15 protein-coding genes and 1 pseudogene are annotated in these 23,829 nt (G+C 71.2%); 8 read left to right on the top strand and 8 right to left on the bottom strand.

Features of this window, described 5'->3' with window-relative positions; genetic code table 11:
• Window positions 1-28 precede the first annotated feature (28 nt).
• The 7 genes from ABFX54_RS28175 to ABFX54_RS28145 all read right to left on the bottom strand — a co-directional run bounded on the left by ABFX54_RS28175 (window position 29) and on the right by ABFX54_RS28145 (window position 13,419).
• Window positions 29-2,215 (bottom strand): AfsR/SARP family transcriptional regulator, encoded by a 2,187-nt coding sequence (locus tag ABFX54_RS28175; protein ID WP_346109568.1) that lies wholly within the window; start codon window positions 2,213-2,215, stop codon window positions 29-31.
• Between the two features lie 153 nt (window positions 2,216-2,368).
• Window positions 2,369-3,523, bottom strand: a complete 1,155-nt coding sequence (locus ABFX54_RS28170; RefSeq protein ID WP_346109567.1) for an acyl-CoA dehydrogenase family protein — start codon at window positions 3,521-3,523, stop codon at window positions 2,369-2,371.
• 116 nt (window positions 3,524-3,639) lie between these two features.
• Window positions 3,640-4,740 carry a lantibiotic dehydratase C-terminal domain-containing protein gene (locus ABFX54_RS28165; protein WP_346109566.1) on the bottom strand — a complete coding sequence of 367 codons (1,101 nt, stop codon included), beginning with the start codon at window positions 4,738-4,740 and terminating at the stop codon, window positions 3,640-3,642.
• Complete coding sequence (locus ABFX54_RS28160) at window positions 4,737-7,517, bottom strand: lantibiotic dehydratase (protein ID WP_346109565.1); 2,781 nt, start codon at window positions 7,515-7,517, stop codon at window positions 4,737-4,739. The genes ABFX54_RS28165 and ABFX54_RS28160 overlap by 4 nt, the downstream gene beginning before the upstream one ends.
• Window positions 7,518-7,544: 27 nt before the next feature.
• Complete coding sequence (locus ABFX54_RS28155; protein ID WP_346109564.1) at window positions 7,545-9,164, bottom strand: SagB family peptide dehydrogenase; 1,620 nt, start codon at window positions 9,162-9,164, stop codon at window positions 7,545-7,547.
• A gap of 86 nt (window positions 9,165-9,250) precedes the next feature.
• Window positions 9,251-11,206 carry a TOMM precursor leader peptide-binding protein gene (locus tag ABFX54_RS28150; RefSeq protein WP_346109563.1) on the bottom strand — a complete coding sequence of 652 codons (1,956 nt, stop codon included), beginning with the start codon at window positions 11,204-11,206 and terminating at the stop codon, window positions 9,251-9,253.
• Window positions 11,197-13,419 carry a TOMM precursor leader peptide-binding protein gene (locus tag ABFX54_RS28145; RefSeq protein WP_346109562.1) on the bottom strand — a complete coding sequence of 741 codons (2,223 nt, stop codon included), beginning with the start codon at window positions 13,417-13,419 and terminating at the stop codon, window positions 11,197-11,199. The genes ABFX54_RS28150 and ABFX54_RS28145 overlap by 10 nt, the downstream gene beginning before the upstream one ends.
• Before the next feature lie 334 nt (window positions 13,420-13,753).
• Here ABFX54_RS28145 and ABFX54_RS28140 point away from each other — a divergent pair, with 334 nt between their 5' ends.
• From ABFX54_RS28140 to ABFX54_RS28110, 8 genes and pseudogenes are all read left to right on the top strand, one after another.
• A complete protein-coding gene (locus tag ABFX54_RS28140; protein ID WP_245956185.1) occupies window positions 13,754-13,951 on the top strand; it encodes a thiazolylpeptide-type bacteriocin in 198 nt (65 codons plus the stop codon).
• 209 nt (window positions 13,952-14,160) lie between these two features.
• A complete protein-coding gene (locus tag ABFX54_RS28135) occupies window positions 14,161-16,077 on the top strand; it encodes a TOMM precursor leader peptide-binding protein (protein ID WP_346109561.1) in 1,917 nt (638 codons plus the stop codon).
• Between the two features lie 172 nt (window positions 16,078-16,249).
• A complete protein-coding gene (locus ABFX54_RS28130) occupies window positions 16,250-16,585 on the top strand; it encodes a YciI family protein (RefSeq protein ID WP_346109560.1) in 336 nt (111 codons plus the stop codon).
• Complete coding sequence (locus tag ABFX54_RS28125; protein ID WP_346109559.1) at window positions 16,582-17,811, top strand: RNA polymerase sigma factor; 1,230 nt, start codon at window positions 16,582-16,584, stop codon at window positions 17,809-17,811. The genes ABFX54_RS28130 and ABFX54_RS28125 overlap by 4 nt, the downstream gene beginning before the upstream one ends.
• Window positions 17,808-18,302: a DinB family protein gene (locus tag ABFX54_RS28120; RefSeq protein WP_346109558.1), complete on the top strand. Its 495-nt coding sequence runs from the start codon at window positions 17,808-17,810 to the stop codon at window positions 18,300-18,302. The genes ABFX54_RS28125 and ABFX54_RS28120 overlap by 4 nt, the downstream gene beginning before the upstream one ends.
• Window positions 18,238-19,173 (top strand): annotated as a pseudogene (locus ABFX54_RS57065) (alpha/beta fold hydrolase); the annotation flags it as partial. The gene ABFX54_RS28120 and the pseudogene ABFX54_RS57065, both read left to right, overlap by 65 nt.
• Before the next feature lie 137 nt (window positions 19,174-19,310).
• The gene (locus ABFX54_RS28115; protein WP_346109557.1) at window positions 19,311-20,192 is read left to right on the top strand and encodes a lantibiotic dehydratase C-terminal domain-containing protein; all 882 of its coding nucleotides are present in this window, start codon (window positions 19,311-19,313) and stop codon (window positions 20,190-20,192) included.
• A 117-nt stretch (window positions 20,193-20,309) separates the two neighbouring features.
• Window positions 20,310-20,711 (top strand): hypothetical protein, encoded by a 402-nt coding sequence (locus ABFX54_RS28110; RefSeq protein ID WP_346109556.1) that lies wholly within the window; start codon window positions 20,310-20,312, stop codon window positions 20,709-20,711.
• On the opposite strand, the gene ABFX54_RS28105 is transcribed toward ABFX54_RS28110, so the two are convergent.
• The gene (locus ABFX54_RS28105) at window positions 20,689-23,811 is read right to left on the bottom strand and encodes an AfsR/SARP family transcriptional regulator (RefSeq protein WP_346109555.1); all 3,123 of its coding nucleotides are present in this window, start codon (window positions 23,809-23,811) and stop codon (window positions 20,689-20,691) included. The two genes, ABFX54_RS28110 and ABFX54_RS28105, sit on opposite strands and share 23 nt — an antisense overlap.
• Between the last annotated feature and the right edge of the window lie 18 nt (window positions 23,812-23,829).

The raw sequence follows: 23,829 nt of genomic DNA, 5'->3' as shown, positions 1-23,829 counted from the left end.
GCGGCCGCCCGACCCTGAGCGGGCCCGTTCAAGCGGGTGCCTGGTCCGCTCGTTCGAGGTCGATCGTCACCGCCGCGATGATCTGCCGCGCCCTGATCACGGCCGCGATGTCACCCAGTTGTTCGGCCGCCTTCAGCGCGGCCTCATGGATGCCGGCTTTCGCGCGCCAGTCGCTGCGATGGTCGCACCAGGGCGTCAACGCCGCCGCCAGCTGGATGACATGGGAGGGGAAGTCGTTCCGCAGCGCCTGGCGCAGCACGGTGAACAGGACCGTGTGCTCGTCCCGGAACCACTGCAGCGCCTGCCCGCGGCAGGTGAGGCGCTCCGGCCGCACGCCGGGAGCCGGCGGGCTGGGCACGATCACGAGCGCGTCCGGCGTGAGAAGCCGCGTGGCCCGGTACGCGGTGTGCAGGTAGTGCTCGATCACCCGCCGTGCCGCCTGCCGGTGGAGCCGGACGTCGGCGACGCGGGCCAGATCGTGCGCGTACGTACGGAGCAGGTTGTGCAGCGTGACCCTGCCGGGAACGGCCTCGGCCACCAGATGCGCCTCCAGGAGCACGTCCAGCAGCCGATCGGCCTGCACCCTGTTGACGGCCGCCAGACTGGCCACGGCCGCCCGGGCGATGTCGGGCCCCGGATGGATCGCCAGCAGCGAGAACAGGCGGGCCGCCTTGGCGGGCAGGAGGTCGTAGGAGTGGGAGAACACGGTGCGCATGTCGGTGCGGGCGTCCCGGGTGGCCAGCGCGCTGACGTCGGTGCGGGCGCGGCGCAGCTCGGCCGAGAGCGCCGCGAGCGGAGCGGACGGCGCCGCGGTCGCGCGGCCGGCCGCGATGGCCAGGGAAAGGGGCAGCCGCCCGCACAGATCGATGATCTCATCGGTGGCGCGCGTGTCGCCCTCGACGCACTCGCGGCCCAACCGGCTCGCGAGCAGTTGACGGGACTCGCGATGGGTGAGGACGTCCAGCGTGAGCAACGCGGCCGCGTGCCGGCTGACCAGGCTGTTCAGCCCCTGCCGGCTGGTGATCACCACCATGCACGCGGTGCCTCCCGGCAGCAGTCCCCGTACCTGGTCGGCGTCGCGGGCGTTGTCGAGCAGCACCAGCGCGCGCCGGCCTGCCAGCAGCGTCCGGTACAGCGCGATCCTGGCCTGCGGATCCACCGGAATCCGGGGTTTCGCCACGCCCAAGGTCTGCAGAAAGCTGGACAGAACGTCATGCGGGTCCAGCGCGCTCTCGCCCGGCCCGAAGCCCTGCAGGTCGGCGTAGAGCTGACCGTCAGGGAAGCGTTCGGCGGCCAGGTGCGCCCAGTGCACGGCCAGGCAGGTCTTCCCGACGCCGGCGGTGCCGGTGATGACGCAGACGCTGCTGTTCCCGCCGAGCAGCCCGTCGAGCCGCTTCAGCTCCTCGTCCCGGCCGGTGAACTCGGCCACGTCCGCCGGGAGCTGGCGGGGCGTGATCGGCGCCGCCCGCACCGCGCGGTCCTCCAGCAGGCCGGCGTGAATGCGCCGCAGCTCGGCGGAAGGGACGGTGCCCAACTCCTCGCTCAGCCCGCGCCTGAGCCGCTCGTACGCCGACAGCGCCTCGGCCCGCCTGCCGCAGCCGTCGAGCGCCAGGAGCAGGCGCCCCCACAACGGCTCGTGCCACGGATGCCGGGCCACCAGCCTGCGGGCCTCGGGCACCAGCTCACTGTGGCGTCCCGCGGTCAGACCCAGGTCGAGCCAGCGTTCCGCGGCGGACACGTGCAGATCCAGCAGGTGCGTGGCGTCGGCCCCGTGCAGCGCCGGGGAGTCGATCCCCTCGAACGGCTGCCCCCGCCACAGGGCCAGCGCCTGTTCCAGGGCCGCCGGCTCGGCTTCGGTGCCGCGCGCCGGCGCCGCCTCGGCGAGCAGCCGGCGAAACAGCAGCGCGTCGACCCGGTCGGGTGCCACCCGCAGCCGATAACCCAGTGACGTCGTCTCGATCGCCTCCGCGCCGAGCGTGTTGCGCAGCCGGGCGATGTAGGTGTGGACGCTGCGCCGGACGTTGTCCGGCAGATCACCCGCCCATACCACCGAGGCCAGCCGATCCACCGACACCGACTCGCCCGCGGACAGCGCCAGGACGGCCAGCAGCGTCCGCAGCCGGTTCGAGCCCAGTTCGACGTGCGCCGTTCCCAGCCGCACGTCGAAGGGGCCCAGGACGGCCACGCGCAGCCACCTGCCCGCGTCGGCGGTCACGCGGACCGGCCTTCCGCCGTCCGGCTGCCCTTGCTCGTCTGCAACACGCGGACGAGCCTAGCCACCGGCCCATGCCGGAAATATCCACGTCGCGCCTTGTCCGCTGCGCGTTCGGGATAGCGCGAGCGTCACAGGTCCTCAGAAGACCGGCCCTCAGAAGACCGGCAGCGTGGGGGCCATGCCGAGGCGGACGCGTCCGACGGATTCGAAGAAGGCGGCGGAGTGGTTGTGGTGCTGGAGCGCGACCATCCCGTCGCGGAAGAGCCGTTCGACGCTGTTGCCCTGATAGATCGAGGCGGAGCTGCCCAGCTCGTACATGGCCGTCAGCACGTCGCGGCTGGTCTGCGCGGCGTGACTCATGGCGGCGCGCAGCGCGGCGCGCAGTTCGAGGGTGACGGGGGCGGCGTTCTCTCCGGCGAGGTCGAGGTCGCGCGCCGCGGCCAGCAGGAGCAGCCGGGCGGCCTGGAGCGCGGCCTCCGACCGGGCGATGACCGTCTGGGTGTGCGCCGACGCGGCGAGCGTGCCGCCGGTCATCGTCCGCTTCGAGACCACGAGCGCGGTCGTCTCCTCGATGGCGCTCCGGGCCACCCCGAGGACGACGGCGGAGCAGCCGGGGACGACGAGCGAAGGAATGTAGCCCTGGTAGCGGGGGCGCTGGACGCGGGCCGGCACGTCCACGCGCGCGACCAGGTCGCCGGGCACCACGGCGTCCTCGACCATGACACTGTGGCTTCCCGAGCCGCGCAGGCCACTGGAGTGCCAGGTGTCCTTGACCGACAGTTGCTCCCGGCGCAGCATGAAGAAGCGCACGTCGAGCATGCCGTCGTCGGTCAGGAGCACGTTGTCGCCGTCCTTGATGTAGGCGGCCGCGGCGAACCAGTCGGCGTGGTTGATCCCGCTGACGAGCTTCCAGTGCCCGGACAGCCGGTAACCCCCGTCGCACGGCACGGCGGTCCCCACCATGCTCGACGCCGCGAAGACCGGCTCGGGGCCCGCTCCCCAGATCCGGGCGTTGCCCGGCTCGTCGAGCAGCGCGCCGATGAATCCCCAGTTGGCGTTCCACACGATCCATCCGGCGGAGGCGTCGAGCCGGCCGAACCCCTCGTACACCTGCAGCACGGTCTCCAGCGGGGCCTCGAAGCCGCCGAGCTCACGTGGCGTGAGCAGGCGGAGGGCGCCGCTGTCGCGTAACTCGCGCACCAGGTGCTCAGGGAGGTCCCGCCCGGCCTCCATGTCGCCGGCGGCCGCGCCGATGGCGGCCTCCAGCTGCGCGGGAAGATCCAGCAGGTGGGCTGTCCGCATGGTCATGTGCTCACTTCGTTCATGGTCGAGATTCATGGTCGAGATTCATGGTCGAGATTCGTGGTCGAGATTCGTGGTCGGGGAGAAGGCCGGACTTCCGGGAGGACATCGGACGGGCGACGTCAGGACGCGGATTCCGCATGGTCCTTCAGGGTGCGCGCCAGGAGGTAGGCCAGGTACGCCTCGTCGGCTATCGGCAGGCCGAGCCGGTTGTTCGTCATGTGCAGGTACGACGCGAGCAGATGCGGCAGCAGGATCTCGGGATCGGAGATCACCTTGGGCGCCCTGGAGGTGCCCGCCTTGACGAAGGTGAGCCGACCGGCGCTCCCGTGCTCCAGCACCTGCTCGCGCAGGCTCTCCCAGTGCCTGGCCCACATCGCACGGAAGCCGGTCAGCCGGTCCGGCTCGCCGCGCCTGATGCTGTCGTGCGTGTCCATGAACCGGGTCGCGAGCACGTCCTTCATCGAGTCATAACACATGCGGTAACGGGCGGTGTTGTCCTCGACGATGCGGGTCGTCGAGCTCCAGTAGTCGAGCCCGAACGACGAGTTCCAGTAGTCGTGATAACGCTCCAGGAAAGTGGCCATCCGGCCGGTGTCGCGCATGAAAGTGGAGACGCTGATCATCATGAGCTGGGCGGCCAGGCCCAGCAGCACCGGCCTGACGTGCACGTTGGCCGTCCGCAGCAGCCCGATCACCAGATCGCTGGAGAATTCGAAGTGCCGCTCCGCGAGGGATATCCCGGCCTGCCCGCCGTAGCGATCGTATTCCGGATGGTAGGCGCGGTAATGGAAGGTGTTGTTGTCCTGGACGGGTATCCGCCCCTCCGGGTACATCCGGCGCCGCTCGTTCTCGTCCGGATATTCCATGACGAACAGATCCTCCTGTGCCTTCAGCATGTCCTGGTCGAACGCGTACAGCGCCGGGCGGCTCGCCAGGAACTCCCGCACGGCGGCCTCGGCGGCCGTGCGCACCGCGGAGGTGGCCGCCTCCGTGACCGGCTTCAGCCGCAGCCGGACGTGCGGGCCCTCCATCCAGTAGTTGATGAAGAAGTAGCGCTCCAGCAGCCCCCGGTCACGAAGATCGCCCACCAGCGGTGCGACGCAGTCGGTGAGCATCGCCTGGGAATTGGCGCTGTAGAAGATGTGCAGCGCCTGCCACTCGCCCGGCGCCGAGGCAGGTCGCGACCGAGGATCGCCGACGGTGTGCGGCTCTGTTGTCATCCCTGAACTCCCCTGTCTGATCGGTGACCGCGCAGCGGCCGGGTCGTGCCGGTGATCTCGATGGTCTGCTCGGCCACGTACCGTCCTTCAGCCGACCTCAGCCAGATCTGCTCAAGGTCGGGAAGCATCTCTTCGAGCACGATCAGGCGATTGCCCTCACGCGCCATCCGCTCCAGCAACTGGAGCGAGAGCACGCTGCCGAAGTCGATGTACTGGGGTTTGAACGTCGGCATGGAGGTGCCCGCGCCGGGTTTGAGCGGCACCGCGCCGAGTGAGGCGAAAACCCGCTGCGGCAGGCCGTGCTCCCGCTGCCAGCGCCGCCAGGCGAGGAACGACTCCGCGTCGCCGTCCCCGGCGCCGCGCGCGGGGAGGAATTCTGGATGTACGGTCCACCTGCGTCTCGACACCACCAGGTCGCCGACGCGGATTCTCGGCCGGCTGCTGATCGTCGTGATCCGCTCGTGGGCGCGCGTGCCGCCCCACAGGTCGATCGTGGCGAAGATGGTCCGGGAGAACAGCAGCATCGCCCGCTGCACCTGGGGCAGCGCCGGCGGAATGATGAAGCCCAGGTAGACCGGGATGACCTCGCGGCCCAGCCGCCACGAGTACAACCGCAGCCGGCCGGTCCGCTCGTCGTGGAGCACGCTGAGCTCGTCAACCGCGATCTGTTCGGACTCGTCCCGGAAACTCACGTCGCCAGGACAGACCAGTTCGTACGGGGTGATCGCCGGATGCAGGTTCAGGTTCGTGGTGTCGTACCCGCCCGTGACCTCGGCGAAGACCGCGTCGGCCGGTTGCAGCTTGGCGAGTTCGTCCCGCAGTTCGGCGGCCAGCCCGCCGCGTTCGGCGTCGTCGAAGCAGTGCATGAAGCGGGAGAACAACAGGGTCAAGCCGCTGTAGGTCTGGTTCACCACGGCGAACGGCGTGCCGCCGTCGTCGCCGAGCTGCACGAAGAAACTTCTCGGCTCCAGGTCGAGCAGATGATCGGGCACCAGAGCGGAGACCTCGTCGACGAACTCGTCGTCGAGCAGCACGTCGGTGCCGGATGCCGCGGCCAGTCTCATGCGGCGGATCAGTTCCTGCCGCGCCCGCGTCATCGCCTCCACCTCGGGCAGCCGCAACCAGTTCGGGTCGGGGACGAACACGCCGTCCTCGTCGAAGCTCGGCCGCGAGGTGACCTTCAGGTAGTAGGTGTAGTAGTCCTGGTGGAATTCGTGCACGAACCGCAGCACGTCGTCGCAGCGTCCGCCGGCTCCGTAGCGAGCGGTGAAGAATCCGTGCAGGCTCAGCCGCTGCGGCACCGTGGAGTCGAACAGCGGCAGCAACCGTGCCACCTGGCACAGCGAGGGAGTCAGCGATCGCCGCCATTTCTCCGGGTCGGCCACCGCGCCGGTGCCGGGGACGCTGACGTCCTCGTACACCAGGTTGCTCGGCGTGCTGGGCCGCACCGCGCCGAGCTCGCGTTGCGTTTCCTCCAGGCCGGCCCTGATCATGCCGAGCAGCCTTCTGCGGGCCTCGTGATCGGCTGACGGGTACAGCTTCACCAGCTTGGAGATGCCGCCGAGCCGGTCGGCGACCGCTTGTGCCCATGGCGCGTCCAGCCGTACCAGGCCACGCCGGAACGACTCCACCGGGTCGGCGCTGTGGACGTCCAGGTGCAGGGCCGGCGCCACGAGCAGGCCGAGCTGGAGCAGGCGGCGCAGATACTCGCGCACGTCCTCGGGGGAACGGTTCGGCCGGTCGGCCGCGCCGAGCAGCTCGGCCAGTTGCCCGAAGGACACCTCCGCCCGCTCACCCAGGATCCGCATGACCTCCTGCAGCAGGGTGCCCTGGCGGAGGAAGAAGAGGTTCTCCCGCATGCTGTCGGCACCCGTCGGGGTGTCGTCGTCACCGACCACCCGGATCCGCCGCACGTAGCGCACCCGCTCCGTGTCGGCGCGCGAGCCCGACGTCAGGCGCGCCGTGAGCTCCGGGCGCAGGTCGAGCCGGTCGGCGATGACGTCTATCAGCCGCGCGAGCGCCGCGACGTTGAGCCGGGCGTGACTGCGCCAGACGACGTCGAGGTCGAGGTGCGGGAAGAGGGACCCGCTCCCGGGTACGAACCGCCCGAGCGCGACCGCGGTGAACGTGCTGAACGGACTCGTCTTGCAGGCGGTGCGGTACACGTACTCCAGCAGCGACCGCTCGATGCGGCGGGCGCGCTTGTTCAGCGGGCCGTCCCCGGCGTCGAGATAGGCCGGCAGGTAGCGGTCCAGCGACGGGGACGCCAGCAACACGCCCTTGCGCAGCCTCGGATCGCGGGCGAGCTCACGCAGGTGGGCGCGGGCCAGGCCGGTTTCATCGGCCACGATGGCGGCGCCGCGCCGGAGTTCCTCGTCATAGGCGGCGCGCTGGTCGAGCCAGCCGAGCAGGGCCGCGCGGCCCTGCTCGTCGAGGTGTGTGGCGAGCGACCTGGCCGATGCCAGGTCCTTGGGAAGGCGGCGATTGAAGACATCGCGCCGCAACGTGAGCAGCCGGCGACGCTGCTGCTCGTCGTCATTGTCCGCGACGGACTCCTGCAGCGCGTCGGCGATCACCTGCTTCGCCGCGTCCATGGCGGTCTCGGCCGCCAGCAGGGTGTCCGCCCATCGCGTCCCCCGGGGGTTGGTCAAGGGGGCCACGGCGTCGATGGGCATCCCGGCCACCCGCAGCATGAACTGCGGGGTGACGATCCACTGCCTGCCGTCGTCCCGGCCCGCCGGGGCGTCCGTGCCGAGCGGGAAATCATGGTCTATCACCCGTGTCACCTCTTCGGGTCGGTGAGATCAGCGGAGCCGGAAGCGGAAGTCGGGAGCCTGCTGGCGCTCGTGCCCCAGCATCACGATCAGCAGGGGCCATTCCTGGTCGGTGTCATCGCCGCTCAGGTCTCGCCGCCTGTCCAGGTGCTCGGCGTACGAGACGTTGTCGAAGCCCAGCGCGGCCCCGCAGCCGATGTCCGCCGCGGCCGCGGCCAGATACATGGCCTGGGCGGCGGCGCCGACCTCCGCGTTGAGGAACCGGTAACCACGCTGGCCGGTGGCCGCGATCACCGCGTGCGGCCGTGCCAGCACCGTGACGACGGCGGCGACCTGCTCCATGTTGTAGTTGTTCAGGAAGTAGTTGCGTTGCAGGAACGACGCGCTCACACCGGCGCCGAGGGGCAGCAGCGTGTTGGCGGCGACGTCGTAGTCGTAGGCGTCCGGGGGGACGCCGTCGACGTGGCTCGCGAAAACGGCCAGCCTGGTGAGCTCCGGCGTGCCGTCCGGCTGTTTGACATCCGACACGAGCCGGGCTCCCAGGGTTCCCGCGCGCAGCACCGCGGCCAGTTCGGCCTGTCCGAGGCGGTGGTGTGCGCTGAACCTGCCGAAGCTGCTGCGGCGAGCGCGCAGGGCTTCCCGTACGGTGGCGTCGAGCGGGAGCGGATCGGCCAGCTTGATCGCGTCGCCGCTGCCGCCGCTGTGGTTCGGCTTTGCCGCTTTCAGCCGGTCAGCTGGTGCATCGCCGGTCGGCGGAGTGGTGACGGTCGAGGCGTGGACGCGCTCGATCGCGGGATGCCGGACGACCGTACGCGACCTTTCCGTGGGGACGGCGGTGACGCGAAGCCCGGGCCGGCCTTCCGGGGACGGGCCCCCGCCGCCGGGCAGCGGCACCACGGCGAACACGCTCTCCTCGTGCGTCCGTACGCCCAGCAGCCGGTTGAGTGCCTCCTCGTCGAAATTGAGCAGCGGGCGCAGCGGAAATCCCGCCGCTCTCGACCACAACTGCCACGTCCCCAGCGCCGTGCCCACGTCCATGGTGACCACGTGGTAGCCGAAGTTCTGGTACTTGAAGGCGTTCTTCCAGAACTTGACCGTCACCAGCAGGAACTGGTCGCCCGCGGCCTCCGCCGGCGCGATCGCCTGCCGCACCTGGCCCGTCACGTCACCGATCAGCAGTCGCTGCACACCGTGCTGGGCCGGCGAATAGTTGTAGACGCCCGGCAACATCGGCCCGCCAGGCCCGCAGACCCAGTAGATCTCGAGCGGGTACAGGCCACCCCCGGACGCCGTGCCGCGAGACCAGACCGCGCGCGGATAATGCGGCAGGGCCACCGTGTCGTCGTTGACCGTGACCGCCAGCCTGCGCCCGCCGCAGGCGTAGGAGTCGCGCAGCATCTCGTAGAGCATCGGCATGGTGAACGCGCCGCCGTCCCCGGGCGGCTGCCCGGTCAGGCTCGCTTCGAGCGAGGCGAGCTCGACCTGCGTGGCCGGCAGCGGGACGGGCGTGATGCCGGGGTAGACGTTGTGCATGCGCGGCTGGTCGGCCCAATCGGGTTTCAGGCTCCAGTTCTCCGCCGGCGATCGGTTGCGGCGCATGATCGCGGCGATGTAGTCGCTCGCCGTTTCGAACGCTTGCTCCGTGTCCATGGACGACTCCTCAGGCGCGCCGGTAGCGGCGAGCAGGTGCGTTGGCCGGTTCATCGGCCGGTTCATCGGCCGGTTCATCGGCCGGTTCATTGGAAGGGGTGCGGAGCCCGGTTGAGCTCCGAGGCTTCGAGATCGCGGTCGCGGAGCCCGGCCCGGCGCAGGACGGTCCGGGTCCGCGTCATGTGCAGGGCGCGCTGGCGGTCCCACCCGAAGTCGATCGGCAGCAGGCCGGGGATCACCACGCTCGCGGTGTGCAGGCCGATCTCCGCCTGCTCCGGCGAGGTCTGGTCCACCACGATCACGTCGAAACCGGCCTTGACCACGGACCGGACGCAGAACCTGAGGTCGTCCAGCAGATCCAGGGTGCGCGGCCGCTCGTGCCGCCAGTTCCTGAACACCTCCTCCACCGGGGGAAGATCGGCCGGCCTGCCGTCGTCGCCGAGCAGATGGGCGGCGTGCCGGGCCATCTCGGGCAACCCGTAGAGCGGGGCGTGATCGGACAGCGAAAGCACCTGGCCGAAGTCGGCCGCCTTCGCGGTGAGCTCTTCGGCGCGCAGCTTCGTGTAGCCGGGGAAATCCGGAATCGCGGACGCGACCTCGTACAGGCCTGAGGCGATCGCCTCCTCGGGATCGAGACCGGCGCCGGCCCCGAAGAGCAGCGTGCCCATGCCGCCGTCTCCGCGCTGGGCGACGGCGATCACGACCGGGATCGGAAACTCGATTCTGGCGTCGAACAGGCGCAGGTCGTAGCCGTACATCGAGAGACGATCCATCATCAGCCGGCTGCGGATCCTCGTGCTGCTGTACGGGTCGATCTCGCGCAGGACCGGCCGGGCGTACCAGGCGATCAGGAACGCGTCGCGCTCGACCAGCTCGAGGAGGGCGTGGAGGATCGCCTCTTCCAGGCAGCCGCCGGACGCGCACCCGTTCGAGCATTCCTGGACGAATCTGCCGGTCTGGTCGGTCAGGTGGTAGTAGGTGATCGCCGCGGGGACCAGCAGGGGGCGCTCGTCGCGCAGCGAGTAACCCCATACCCAGGGAATCGGCAGATCAGGATGGTAGGACGTGTAATGCCGGGACCTGGCGTAGAACTCTTCGGTGTAGAGGCCGCATTCGGCGGGATCCAGCGCCGAGCCCCGCAGATTCCGGTAGGTGCCGACCACCGGATCGGAGAAGCGCCGGGGCTGGGTGCCGGCGATCCGCTCGTGGGCTTCGAGTATGCCCAGGAGCGTGCTGCGGGCGTAACTGTCGGAGTGGCCGGCCCAGAACGTCTCATGGACGTATCCGCCGCCTGGGATGTCGATCCGGCCTTTCACGTTCGCCGTCGTCGTGCTCGTCATGCTCGGCTCCGCGCGGGTGCCGGCCATCCCGCAGACGGGGTTCGCGTACGCGCCGGGTTCCAGGTCGTGGGCCGAGCTGATCCGGAAGTCGTCGACCGACCGTTTCGGGCGGCTGCGCAGGGTCATGCGAGCGGAGTCGGCGCTGTCCTCACCCGGAACAGCGCATCGAGGGCACTGCGAGTCCGCGACGATCGGATGACGCCGCACCGTCAGGTCTTTCAGCCGGAGCTCGTGCACGAACGGATGTCCGTGCCGGTCGGCGTGTCTCCGCTCCGGCGGCACCCGGACGATCTGCTGGACGGTCCGCCAGATCGCCTCCAGGCCGAACCGGGAGAGGAACGGGGACGCGTGGTGCGCGGCGAGCGATGGCCCGCCTTCCAGGGCCTCACGCTCCACGCCGGTCCGCAGCCGTTGCCACCGCCTGGCCAGGCAGTGGAAACAGGGGCGTGCGCTGTCGAACGGGCCGAGCAGCACGGTGTCGCCGTGCACATGGACAGGCAGCAAGCCTGCCGTGCCGGTGCCTGTGCCTGTTTCTGTGTCCGGTGCGTCGAGCGGCCGCATCGCGTCCTGCGCGTCGAGGTGCGCCACGCGCACCGTCACGGGCCGCCCGGCTGTCCGGGCCAGTCGATCGTGCAGGTAGCCGGCGACCAGTCGTCGATCGTCCGCGAGCGCCTGTGGGACCCGTTCCTGCATCACTTGCATCGCGTCAGGAGGACCCGGCAGGTCGCCACGGCCGCCTGAGACCTGAGCTCCGGAGTCGTGGTGTCGGCGACGAGAACGTCGCGGCCCTCGCCGGCGAGCTCGGCGACGAGGGCCGCGACGTCGCTGGGGGTGCTGGGGGAGCCGTCCGTCGTGGCCGGCACCGGTTCCCCGGACGCGGGCACGGCCCGGGCGTCGAAACCTGGCAGCAGTGGCTCGCCGAGGTCGACGTCCTCGATCTTCGCCAAGTGACGGAGCTGGACCAGCCCGGCGAGATCTCGCAGAGCTTCGACGAGCGCGTCCCGCCGGGACGACGCGGCCCGCACGGTCCACAGCGGCCGGTCGGCGGAGTCCGGGATCCGAGCGAGCACGATGCCGGCGTTGCGCCAGGGGGAGAGCTCAAGCACCTCTGGCCGGACGCTCAGGTTGCCGAAGGTCCGCAGTAAGAACTCCAGCTCGGAACCCGTTTCAGGATCCTCGCACAGGACCGGACGAGGTTCGCCCCGTCCGGAAACCGCCGCACGCAGCGCCTCGAACGCGATCGCCGACAACAGGCCCGCCCGGACGGCCTCGCCGATGCTCGCCCCGGCTCCGCCACCCGCCCCGGTCCGTTCGAACCACGAGTCGGCGTTGAGCCCCGACCACGGGTGAACCGCCGCGGCGGGCACCAGCCGCTGCTCTCCGCTCACCAGAGACGTCGCGGGAAGCCACGGGAACGTCTCGTGTCCCTCGATCGCGAGCCCCGTGGAGGTGGACAGATCGGCGGGGGCGAGCGTGTGCGGCAGCTCCGTCGAACCGGTCACCGCGTTCCGGACACTCGCCACCTGGCCGACGTAGGCGAGCAGCGCGGCGCGCACCGCGCTCCGGCGCGCGACGGGCACGTAGTGCAGGTCGAACGCCGTGATCAGCCGAGTCCGTACGTCGGATCCGGCCTGGGCGCCGAGGCGGACCCTGCCGACCTTGAGCGGTGACTGGTCCAGAGCCGCGTCGTCGAACGACGACAGCACACCCGTGCGGGAGCCGACCAGTTCGTCGGCCTCCTTCAGCAGCGCCCTGAGCCGCACCTTGACGTCGTGATCGGCACCATCGTGATCGGCGTCGTGATCGGCGTCGTTCGCGGGGCGGAACGGCCGCGGCGCCGTCTCGTGGACGACGGTCGGCGTGACGGGCCCGGCGCCGAAATCCTGGTGCTCCGCGCAGGAGGGGCAGAGCGGGTGCGGCCACAGCCGCTCGCGCCTGGCCTCCAGCGTGGAGACGTCCTGGATCAGGACGCCATGGTCGGTCTCCGCGTCGAAGCAGCCGGTGACCAGCCGGAACAGGTCGAAGGCGAGCAGGTTGCCGACCATCGCCGCGAGCTGCGGATTGAGCCTCGGCGCGGCCAGGCCCGCGGCTCCGCACGCGATGCCGCGCCACAGGGCGGCCGCCTCGCCTGGCTCGGCGTTGGCTCCATAGCGGAGCATGGAGCACGTCCAGCAGCCCGCGGTCGCCGGGCGGGTGACCGGACCGATGACGACGCTCGAACCGATCGAGGTGGCGGGCAGCACCACGGGACCGCCGTTCACGCCGAGGTCGATCAGCCGCCGCAGCGTGGCCGGGCCGAGATCGTCGCCGGACGCGAGCACGAAGTCGTATCCGCTCAGGGCGTGTGGCGTGAGGGCCTCGTCCAGGGTGATGCCCGGCAGGTGGACCTGCGCAGGGCAGCCGGCCTCGGTCAGCTCCGCGACGCATTCCGCCAGTCCCGCCATGGCCGCGGGGGCGCCCTCGGCCGCGCTCTGCGGCGAAGACTCGACCAGGCTCAGTGAGGCGAGCCCGTTGCGCAGCAGACTCTCGGCCGCCGCCCGGTTCACCCGGCCGGTGCCCAGCATCATCACCCTGGCCGTACGGAAGCGCAGAAACCGGGCCTTGGCCTCGTCGACGAAGTGCTCCACATAGTTCAGCTGGGAGGCGAACGCCTGCTCGACGGCGGGGCCCAGATCGATGTCGCCCGCCGGAGGTACGTCGCGCGCGAAACCGTTGCCGATCAACGACCGGACCAGGGAGACGACCATCGCCTGCCGTTCGGGCGCGAGGCCCGCGCACAGCTCGGCGAGCGTGTGTTCGCCGGTCAAGTACGGTGCGAGCGAGCACAGGAAACGGTAGGCCCATTGTCCTTTGACGACGTACACCTTTTCGGTGTTGCGCACCACGACTTTGTCGCCGACATCGTAGAACAGCACGTCATGACCCAACCGGGGCCGGACCGCGAGATCATCTGCCGTGGCCGGCCTTTCCTGTCCCGCCTCTGGCTCAAGCTCGGTAGCAGTCATCGTCGAGATCACTTCCTTGGCGTCCGACGCCATGTGCGTTGTGGTGATGAACAGGCAAGAGGCCGTGGGTGGCCGACCGCCACGCGACCTCTCTGACAGGCGCTGCGCGTCCCGTCCCAGGAGTATGTCCGCGGCTTCTTTCGCTTCTCTTTCGGCTGTTGCCGCAGGTGGCGGTGGTGTGAAAGGGGGTCGTTGCGATACTGCGCCTGTTCGGCCCGATCGTGCGAATGAAAGGAAACGCGCTGTGCGGACCATCGTCGAGAAGCCGTTGTCGGATCTGTTCCAGGAGTTGGAGCAGCTGGGGTCGGAGACTTTCGAGGTCTCCGACTACACCGAAGTCGACATCCATCTGTCCCCCGTCGCGGCCGCCACGAGCTGCTGCGGTTCCACCAGCACCACGAGCACGAGCTGCAGCAGCGGAACCCAGAGCGGAGAGTGCTAGGGATCCGCGGCAGAGCTGCACGCGCCGCGGGAGCAGCGTGACGTCACCGATCTCGGCTCGGCCGTTGATCTCCCGCTGACGCCGTCGGCTGCTCGCGGGCTCCGCGGGGCGGCCGGGGCGCGCGGGGAGCACCCAACTCCGCTCGATCGGGGCGCCGGTGGCGGCGTACGCGAAAGTGTTCGTTCATCTCGCGCGAAAGGCTGGAGCAGGTGGCAGCAGCGGCGGAGCAGGACACGGAGACCGGCGCGTCGGCGCCGGAGCGGCTCCTGCGCTACCTGGATGCGCGGCTGGACCAGGAAGACCTGCCCGACGTGGCGGTGCTCGGGCTGCGCGACGCGCCGCACCTGCCCGAAACGGAGAAGAGCCATGGGCTCGTGCCGATCTCTTTCACCGCGGGCTCGGCCGTCCTCGGACCGGTGGTCACCGGACAGGGCGGCCCGGCCCCGTGCGGGCGATGTCTGGCTCTGCGGTGGCAACGCCTGCGCCCCGCACCGGAACGTGATGCGATCGAACGCGGGCGGCAGGTGCGGTCGCCGGCGTCGTCGCCGTACTTGACGCACTTCGCCCTCGAAGCGATCTGGCGATTGTGGAACCTGCTGCGGACCAGCGCGACGGACGGCCGGCGGCATCGCGCCGGAATCGCCCCGGTCTACGAACTGAATCTGCGGACCCTGCGGGTGTCCCGGTACGACCTGCTGATGGACGCCGCATGTCCCGTATGCCTGCCGGGTGAACCGGACACCGCGGCCGGCGCCGTCCTCGACCTGCGTCCGATCGCGAAATCGGCGCCGGACCGCTACCGGCAGTTCCACCTGGGCGACCACGACCTGCCGGTCTCGGCACTGACGAATCCGATCTGCGGCGTGGTCGGCCGCTACGCGCACCGCGACGACCTTTCTCCGACCACGTCGCCGAGTTTCGGCATGTTCCACTTTCACGACGGCGTCGCTCCGCAGGAGATTCAATGGAGCGGCCAGACCAATACGTTCGCGACCAGTGAGACCAGCGGGCTGTTCGAAGCGCTCGAACGTTATGCCGGACTCGAACAACGGCGTTGGACCGAAATCACGGTGGGCAGCTTCCACGCATTGTCCGCGCAGGCCCTCGACCCCCGGGAATGCGGCGTCTACGCGGACGAGGTCTACGAATCGGGGGCGTATTCGAGATTCGATCCTGATCGGCCGATTCCCTGGGTCTGGGGTTACTCGCTGCGTGACCGGCGGGCGATTCTGGTGCCGCGGCGCACCGTCTTCTACGGCGGGGCGGATCGCACCGACAACTTCGTGATGGAATGCTCCAGCGGCTGTGCGAGCGGCGCGAGCATCGAAGAGGCGATTCTGCACGGAATGCTGGAACTGATCGAGCGCGATTCCTTCCTGCTCACGTGGTACGGCAAAGCAGCGCTGCCCGAAATCGATCCGGCCACGTGCCGCGACGAATCCCGCTTCCTGATCGACCGGCTGCGGCTCTGCGGCTACGACGTTCGCCTGTTCGACATGAGAATCGACCTGCCGGTGCCCGCCGTGCTCGCGGTGGCGGTCCGCCGGGACGGCGGCCCCGGCACGCTGACCTTCGCGTCCGGCGCGTCCCTGGATCCGGAGGAGGCCGTCGCGTCCGCGCTGTCAGAGGCCGCCTCATTCGCTCCGACCATGCCTGAGCAGTTCACCAGACGCCCTGACGAGGTCCGGGCGATGACCGAGGACTTCGGCAAGGTCCGCACGCTGATCGACCATCCGGCGCTGTTCGCGGCACCGGCCATGAGACATCATGCCGATTTCCTGCTGTCGAACAGCCGGCCGACCCCCATGGGCGAGCTGTACCAGGAGTGGCAACGCACTCGGCCCAAGAGCGCGGACCTGCTGACGGACCTGTCGTACTGCCGCGATCGGTTGATCGAGGCCGGTCTGGACGTCCTGGTCGTCGACCAGACGGCGCCGGAACAGGAGCTGCTGGGCCTGCGCACGGTTCGGGTGATCGCACCGGGGCTCCTGCCCATCGATTTCGGCTGGTCGTTGCAGCGCGCTCTGCGCATGCCCCGGGCCCGTAACGCGTTCCGGCGCGCCGGATGGCGGACCACCGATCTGGACGCCTCTGACCTGCATCAGGTGCCGCACCCCTTCGCTTAGTGAGCAGCAGGGCGCGAGGATCCGGGCCGCCGGTGTCGTCTCGGCGTCGGAGCCGCCTGCGACGGTTCATGATCGGCACAGATCTTTCTGGAAGTTTTGCTGCCGCGGGTGTCCGGTCGGGTGGTCGCCGTTCGTCACTAGGGTGAATCGCCACAAACCTGAGGAGCGCGACATGCAGTACCTGATGTTCGTCTGCAGCGACCCCGAGCCCGACACCGACCAGCGGAACCTGCCCGACATCGACGCCTGGGTGGCCGAGAACGACAGCCGCGGCCGGCGGCTGCGCGGGTCGCAGCTCGCGCCGGAGTCCTCCGCGACGACGGTTCGGGTACGGGAGGGTGAGCTGATCCTCACCGACGGCCCGTTCGCCGAGACCAAAGAAGTGATCGTGGGCTTCGACCTGCTCGAATGCGCCGACCTGGACGAGGCGATCGAGGTCGCCCGTACGCATCCGATGGCCCGGCGGGGGCGGCTGGAGCTGCGCCCGCTCGTCGGCGACGGGCAGTGAGCACGTCCCTGGAGGCGCTGGCGGCCGACGCCTACCCGCGGATGGTCGCCACGCTGATCCGCGTCACCGGTGACTGGACGCTGGCGGAGGACTGCGCGCAGGAGGCGCTGGCGGCGGCCGTGCAGCGGTGGCCGCAGGAGGGCGAGCCGGGCAATCCGGGCGCCTGGCTGATGACGGTGGCCCGCAACCGGGCGATCGACACGCTGCGCCGCGCCTCCGTCGAGCGCCGCAAGCTCGCGGAGGCGGCGGCGCTCGCGCTGACCGGAACCGACGAGGTCGTAGGGGAGATCGCAGGGGAGGGGGAGGTCGTGGACGATCGGCTGCGGCTCGTCTTCACGTGCTGTCATCCGGCGCTGGCGCTGGAGTCGCGCGTGGCGCTGACGTTGCGGACGATCTGCGGGGTGCCCGCCGCGGACATCGCGCGGGCGTTCCTGGTCACCGAGCCGACGATGACCCGCCGCCTGACCAGGGCCAAGCGGAAGATCGCGGACGCGGGGATCCCGTACCGGGTGCCGGCCGGGCCGGCGCTGGCCGAGCGGCTGCCGGGCGTGCTGGCGGTGCTGTATCTGCTGTTCACACAGGGGTACAACGCCGACGGGCGGCCCGCGTTCGCCGAGGAGGCGATCCGGCTGGCCAGGCTGCTGCGCCGGCTGATGCCTGGGCAGGGCGAGGTGTCGGCGCTGCTGGCGTTGTTCCTGCTGCAGCATTCGCGGCGTGCGGCCCGGCAGGACACCGAGGGCAACCTGCTGCCTCTCGACCGGCAGGACCGGTCCCGCTGGGACACGGTGGCCATCGCCGAGGGGCTGGAGGCGCTGGCCGAGGCGGAGCGGGACAGCCCGTACGCGCTGCAGGCCCGCATCGCCGCCTGCCACGCCGTGGCCCCGTCGGTGCCCGGCACGGACTGGGCCGAGATCGCCCGCTGCTACGACGCGCTGGCCGGGATTCAGTCCGCTCCCGTGGTCGAGCTGAACCGGGCCGTCGCCCACGGTTACGCGTACGGGCCGGGGGCGGGGCTGGCGCTGCTGGGCCGGGCGCGGGAGGGCGGCGCGCTGGACGGCCACCCGCTCGCCCTCGCCGCCGAGGCAGACCTGACCGCCCGCCAGGGTGACCGGGATCGTGCCGCCGCCCTGTTCCGCCAGGCGGCGACCGCCGCCCACACCGAATCCGAACGCCGCGCCCTGCTCGACCGCGCCGCCGAGACCGCACGACAGGAGTGGGGATCATGATCAGTGCTGAGGCCGAGACGTTGCTCGCCTTCCACGGCAACCAGCGGCGACACGTCCTGGGCATTCTGGAGGGTCTGAGCGAGGCGGACCTGCGGCGTCCCGTGCTGCCGTCCGGCTGGAACTGCCTGGGTCTGGTACGGCATCTCGCCCTGGACGTCGAGCGGCACTGGTTCCGCGCCGTGGTCGCCGGCGAGCGGGCGGTGATCGACGACCTGGACCGGGCCGGTGACTCCTGGCAGGTCGGCCCGGAGGAGTCCGCCGCGTCGATCCTGGCCGACTACCGGCGCCAGATCGGGGCCGCCGACGCCGTCATCGCCTCCACCCCGCTGGACGCGGCGCCCGCCTGGTGGCCCAGCCGGTTCGGCGAGTGGCGGATGCACACGATGCGGGAGGTCATGCTGCACGTCATCACCGAGACCGCCTGTCATGCCGGCCACCTCGACGCGGCCCGCGAGCTGCTCGACGGCCGGAGGTGGCTGGTCCTGGCGTGAAGCGTCGAGGCCGCTGCGAGGCCGGGCCGCCGGTGGCGGGGCGCGGAGATCGGCAGGTGGCCGGGCTGTCGATAGATATCAGCATTTAGCGGTAGAGAGCCGCTACCGTGCCTCCATGTTGGAGACGCATGAGCGATTCGTGACCTCCGGGCCGTTGCGGATCTGGACGGAACGGGTCGGAGATCCCGGACGTCCCGCCGTGTTGATGATCATGGGGTCGGCCGCTCAGGGTGTCAGTTGCCCCGACGCGCTCGTCGGCCGGCTGGTCGAGCGCGGGGTCCAGGTGATCCGGTTCGATCATCGGGACACCGGCCGGTCCAGTGTCGTCGACTTCGACGCTCATCCGTACACGATCGGAGACATGGCCGGCGACTGCCTGGCCGTGCTGGACGGCTATGAGCTGAGCTCCGCTCATGTGGCCGGGGCCTCCTTGGGCGGCATGATCGCGCAGTGGCTGGGGGTGCACGCGCCGGACCGGGTCCGGTCGCTGACGGTGATGTCCAGCTCGCCGATGGGGCACGACCCGAGTGCGGCGTGGGCACGGGCACAGGCGGGGGAGCCGGCCGACCCGGACGATCTGCCGCCGCCGGCGCCGGAGTTCCTCGCACACCTGGCCGCCGGCCTGCCGCCGTCCGTGGAGTGCGACGTGGCGCTGTTCCGGATCTTCAACGGGCCGGTACGGCCGTTCGACGAGGCGGCCGCCCGGACGATGCTGGAACTGGCCCTGTCGCGAGCCGTCGACCCGGCGGCCGCGGCCAACCACCACCGGGCCGCGTGGATGGAAGAGCCTGGCCTGCTCGCCCCGCTGTCGTCGATCACCGCGCCGACGTCGATCGTGCACGGCGACCAGGATCCGGTCCACCCGCTCGCCCACGCGAGGCGCGTATACGGAGCGTGTGCCGAAGATATTCCAGCGCTGGTTACGCTCTCGGCAATCCAGTCATCCGTGACGACCGGCCCGTTCGCCGGTGGCGGTGGCCGGGCCGAGCCAGGAAGCGGGTGTTGCGGATGGCCGGCGCGCGGTCGTGGATCAGCGCCCACGTCTTCTACGACGGTGACCTCGACCTCGTCATCACCGACCTGCTGGCCACCGTACAGAGCCGGCTCGACCACGCCGCGGCCGGCCGGGGCCTGTTCTTCCTGCGCTACTGGGAGGGTGGGCCGCACCTGCGGGTCCGGGTCCTGGCCGGGCCGGGACGCGCGGACGACGTACGGCGGATCCTGTCTGGCGCCATCGCGGACTCGCTCAACCGCCTGCCCGCACCCGTCCGGGTGACCCAGGAGGACTACGACCGCTACGCGCCGTCGATGGCGGCGCTGGAGCGGCTGCGATCGTACGAGCGCCACCGCCGGCCCCCGAACTCATTCGCCTTCATCCCGTACCGTCCGGAAACCGATAAATACGGCACGGGCGCGGCCCTGCACGCCGTCGAGGACCACTTCGTCCGGTGCAGCACGGCGGTCCGCCGGCTGCTGGCGACAGGCCCCACCGGTGACCGGCGCACCACGGCCGCGTTCGCCGTGCTCGCCCTGAACCGGTGGATCGCCTCGCGCGGCACCGGCCTGCCGGAGCAGGAGACGCCCCCGTGGCCGCCCGGCGGGCAGGCCGAGTACGAGCGTCGCCGTCCCGCCCTGCGCGCCATCGCCGAACGGACGCGTGCGCTGGCCGCGAACCCGCCCGGGGAGCCATCCGGGTTCGCCGGCGCCCTCGCGGCCTCCGCCTCCGCGCTGGCCGGCCGGATCGAGGAGGCCGAAGCCGGGCTCGTTCTGGACATGTGCGCCCACCTGACCTGCAACCGGCTCGGCGTGAGCCTGGACGAGGAGTTCCACCTTCGCGACTGGGCCGCCAGGACGTTCGCCGAACTCGCCAGGGAGGAGGCCCTCGCATGACGACCGGCCGGCACAGCGTGCATCTCCACCACCACGGCGACGCCACCGACCGCCTGCTGCTGGACGCTGTACGTCCGGTCATGACCTAGCTGGCGGAGCGCGGTCATCGGCTCCCTCGTGGCCGCACGGGCGCAGACCAGGTTCCCCGTCGGCGGCGTCCCCCTGCCCAGGGCGGGTGAGGAGGAGAGCCGGTTCCTGCTGCGGCTCGCGGAATGGCGGCGCGCCGAGGGGATCCCGCGCCGGTGCTTCTTCCGTACCCGTCCCGATCAGGAACGCGCGGACGAACGGGCGGCCACGTCCCCGGCGTCGTGGACCCAGACCCAGGAGAAGTGGCACAAACCCATGTATCTCGACTCCGGCAGCCGGCTGCCGGTGCGCGGGTTCGCCGCGGCCCTGCGCCGGCCCGGCACCGCGCTGGTGACCTTCGAGGAGGCGCTCCCCGACCCGTTCGCCGCGCAGAGCGCCGATCACCACGTCGCCGAGCCGGTCCTGGACGTCACCGCCGGTTCGCCGCCCTGAGCCGGTCGTCCAGCGTCGCCATGCCCTCGTCGTGCCCGATCGAGCGGAACAGCTCGCGCGCCTCCTCCCACACGGCCCCGGCCCTGCGGCGGTCTCCGCCGGCGGCGTGGGCGTCGCCGAGGGAGCGCAGCGTGCGCGCCAGATAGGGGATGGAGCCGCGGGTCCGCCACACCTGGACCGAGCGTTCGAGGGTGGCGATGGCGCCGCACACGTTCCCTTCGGCCAGGTCGAGCTGCCCGAGCACGCAGAGCGAGTCGGCGAGGTAGTGGCCGAAGTTGCCGGTCTCGCTGTTGGCCAGCGTGAGCTCCGCGGTCGCCCTGGCCTGCGGGTCTCCGATCGCGGCGAGCAGCTTGGCGAGGTAGAGCAGCGAGAACGTCTCCAGATAGCGGTAGTTCAGCCGGCGCGCCATGGCCAGGGAGCGCTCCAGCAGCTCCCTGCCGCCCTCGACGTCGCCGCAGAACGCCTTCGCCGCGCCGAGGAACTGCGTGACCGTCGTGGCGTAGTGCGGGTTGCCCAGCGCCTCGGCGACCTTCGCCGCCTGCTCCAGGACCACGTGCGCCGCCTGCGGGTCGTCCTCGCCGTGGATGATCGCCATCACGTGGTACGCCCGCGCCTGGCCGCCCAGATAGCCGGCGTCGGCGGCCATCCGCAGGGCGCGCCCGGCCAGCGCGAGCGCCTCCGCGCCGCCGTTCCCGTCGGCCGTCATGCTCCACGCCAGGGTCGCCAGGGCGTCGGCCATGCCGACCGGGTCGTTCAGCTGGGTGAACAGGTCGAGCAGCAGCGTGGCGTCGGCCCGCATCCGCCGCATCGCCGGACCGGGGCCCGCCGGCGAGCTCCAGGTGGTGACCTCCAGCAGGCCGCGCATGAGCACGGCCTCGCCGCGCTGGTCTCCGGTGCGCCGGCAGAGTGCCAGTGCCTGCTCGTGCATGCGCTGCCAGCCGTCGTACAGGCCGCGTACGTTCAGGTACGTCTCGGTGGAGCCGGCGAGGTCCCAGGCGAAGTCGGTCAGGCCCGCCTCGCACGCCTGTGCGACCGCCGTCATCAGCGCGGCGTGCTCGGCGCCGAACCAGGCCATCGGATCGGCCAGCAGCGGCCCGGCGACCTCGGCGGGCAGCCGCCAGCGCGGCGCGGGGCCGTGCATGAGCGCGTAACAGGGGCCGGGAACGTGCTCCGCGGCGGTCTCCGCCAGCGCCAGCCACGCGCCCAGGGCCCGCCGGAGCGCGGCCAGGCGCTCGGCTTCGCTGTCCTCGCGTTGCGCCCGCTCGCGCGCGTACAACCGGATCAGGTCGTGGAAGCGGTAGCGGAGCCCGCCGGTCTCGTCCGGGCCGGTGAGGGTGAGCAGGTGGGCGTCGACCAGGGCCTCGATCTCGCGTTCCGCCTGCCGTACCGGCACGTCGAGGAGGGCCGCCACCGTCCAGGAGGCGAAGTCGGGCGCGTCGAGCAGGCCCGCCAGCCGGAAGGCGCGCTGCGCGCCCGGCGGAAGCGTCTGGTAGCTCATCTCGAAACCCGCCCGGATGTCGAGGTCGCCCGCGACGAGCTCGTCCAGCCGGTGCCGTTCCTCGCCCAGGACACCGGCGAGCCGGGCCAGGCTCCACTGCCTCCTGCCGAGCAGCCTGGCCGCCGAGATGCGCACCGCCAGCGGGACCCGGCCGCACAGCCGGGTGATCTCCAGGGCCGCGTCCGGGTCGTCCTGGACGCGTTCGTCACCGACGATCCGGCCCAGCAGGGCCATGGCCTGCGCCGACGGCAGGACGTCGAGCTCCAGCAGGCTCGCCCCTTCGAGACCGACCAGCCGGACCCGCCCGGTGAGCAGCACGGCCGTGCCGGGGGCTCCGGGCAGGAGCGGCCGCACCTGCTCCTCACCGGCGACGTTGTCGAGCAGGACGAGGATCCTGCGCCCGGCCAGGCTGCTCCGGTAGAGCGCCACTCGGTCTTCCAGGGAGTCGGGGATGGAGGTGGTGCTGACGCCCAGGGCGAACAGGAACCGGCTCAGCACGTCCTCGGGACGGGCGGGATCGGCGGAGGCGCCGCGTAGGTCGGCGTAGAGCTGGCCGTGCGGGAACCGGCCCATGATCCGGTGCGCCACGTGCACCGCCAGCGTGGTCTTGCCCAGACCTCCCAGCCCCGCGATGCTGGCCATGACGACGGTGCCCGGCCGTGGCCTGGTGAGGGCCGCGGTCAGCTCGGCCACCTCGCGGTCCCTGCCCGTGAAGTCCGCGATGTCCGGGGGCAACTCGGCGGGGACGGGCACCGCCGGCAGGTCGTCCGTCGGGCGCGCGGCGAGGTAGCGGTGATCCGGCTTCGCCGTCCGGCGCCCGGCGGGGGAGCCCGTGACCGTCACCGCGGCGCGGGGCACGAGGTCGAGCGAGGGGTCCTGGGTGAGGATCCGCTGGTGCAGGTCGTGCAGCTCCTCGACGGGATCCAGGCCGGTCTCCGCGATCAGCGTCCTGCGGGCGCGCGCGTACTCGGCGAGCGCGTCCGCCCGCCGGCCGCACCGATACAGCGCCAGCATCAGCTGCGCACGCAGCCGCTCCCGCAGCGGGTACGCGTCGATGAGCGCGGTCAGCTCGCCCAGCAGCTCGGCGTGGCGTCCCAGCCGCAGGTCCACGGCGATCCGCGACTGCAGCGCCGACAGGCGGACCTCGTCCAGCCGCGCCGCCTCCGAGGCCAGCATCGGGACGTCGGTCAGACCGGCGAACGCGGGCCCGCGCCACAGCTCCAGCGCCTCGCGCAGGCGGTGGGTCGCCTGCTCCGGCTCACCGGCGTCCTCCGCCGCCCGCCCGGAACCGGCCAGCGCCTCGAACCGCGCCGCGTCCAGCTCGTCCCGGACCGGCGGCACCAGATAGCCGGAGCCCTGCCGCACGATGCGCGCCGGATCACCCAGCCGCCGCCGCAGCCGGTGCACGTACGTCTGCACGTTCTTGGTGGCGCTCCGCGGCGGGTCGTCCCCCCACAGCGCCCCGGCCAGCTGATCCTCGGACACGATCGTCCCGGCCCGGCACAGCAGCACCGCCAGCAGCACCCGCGCCTTGGGCGTGCCGAGATCGAGCGGCTCGCTCTCGCGCCATACGGTCAGGGGACCCAGTATTCCGAATTCCATCGCGCTCCCTCGGCTGGA

This window comes from Nonomuraea maheshkhaliensis, assembly GCF_039529435.1.
GTDB classification, from domain to species: domain Bacteria; phylum Actinomycetota; class Actinomycetes; order Streptosporangiales; family Streptosporangiaceae; genus Nonomuraea; species Nonomuraea maheshkhaliensis.
Note: the sequence above shows the minus strand (reverse complement) of the source record. Positions and strands in the feature narration are given on the sequence as shown.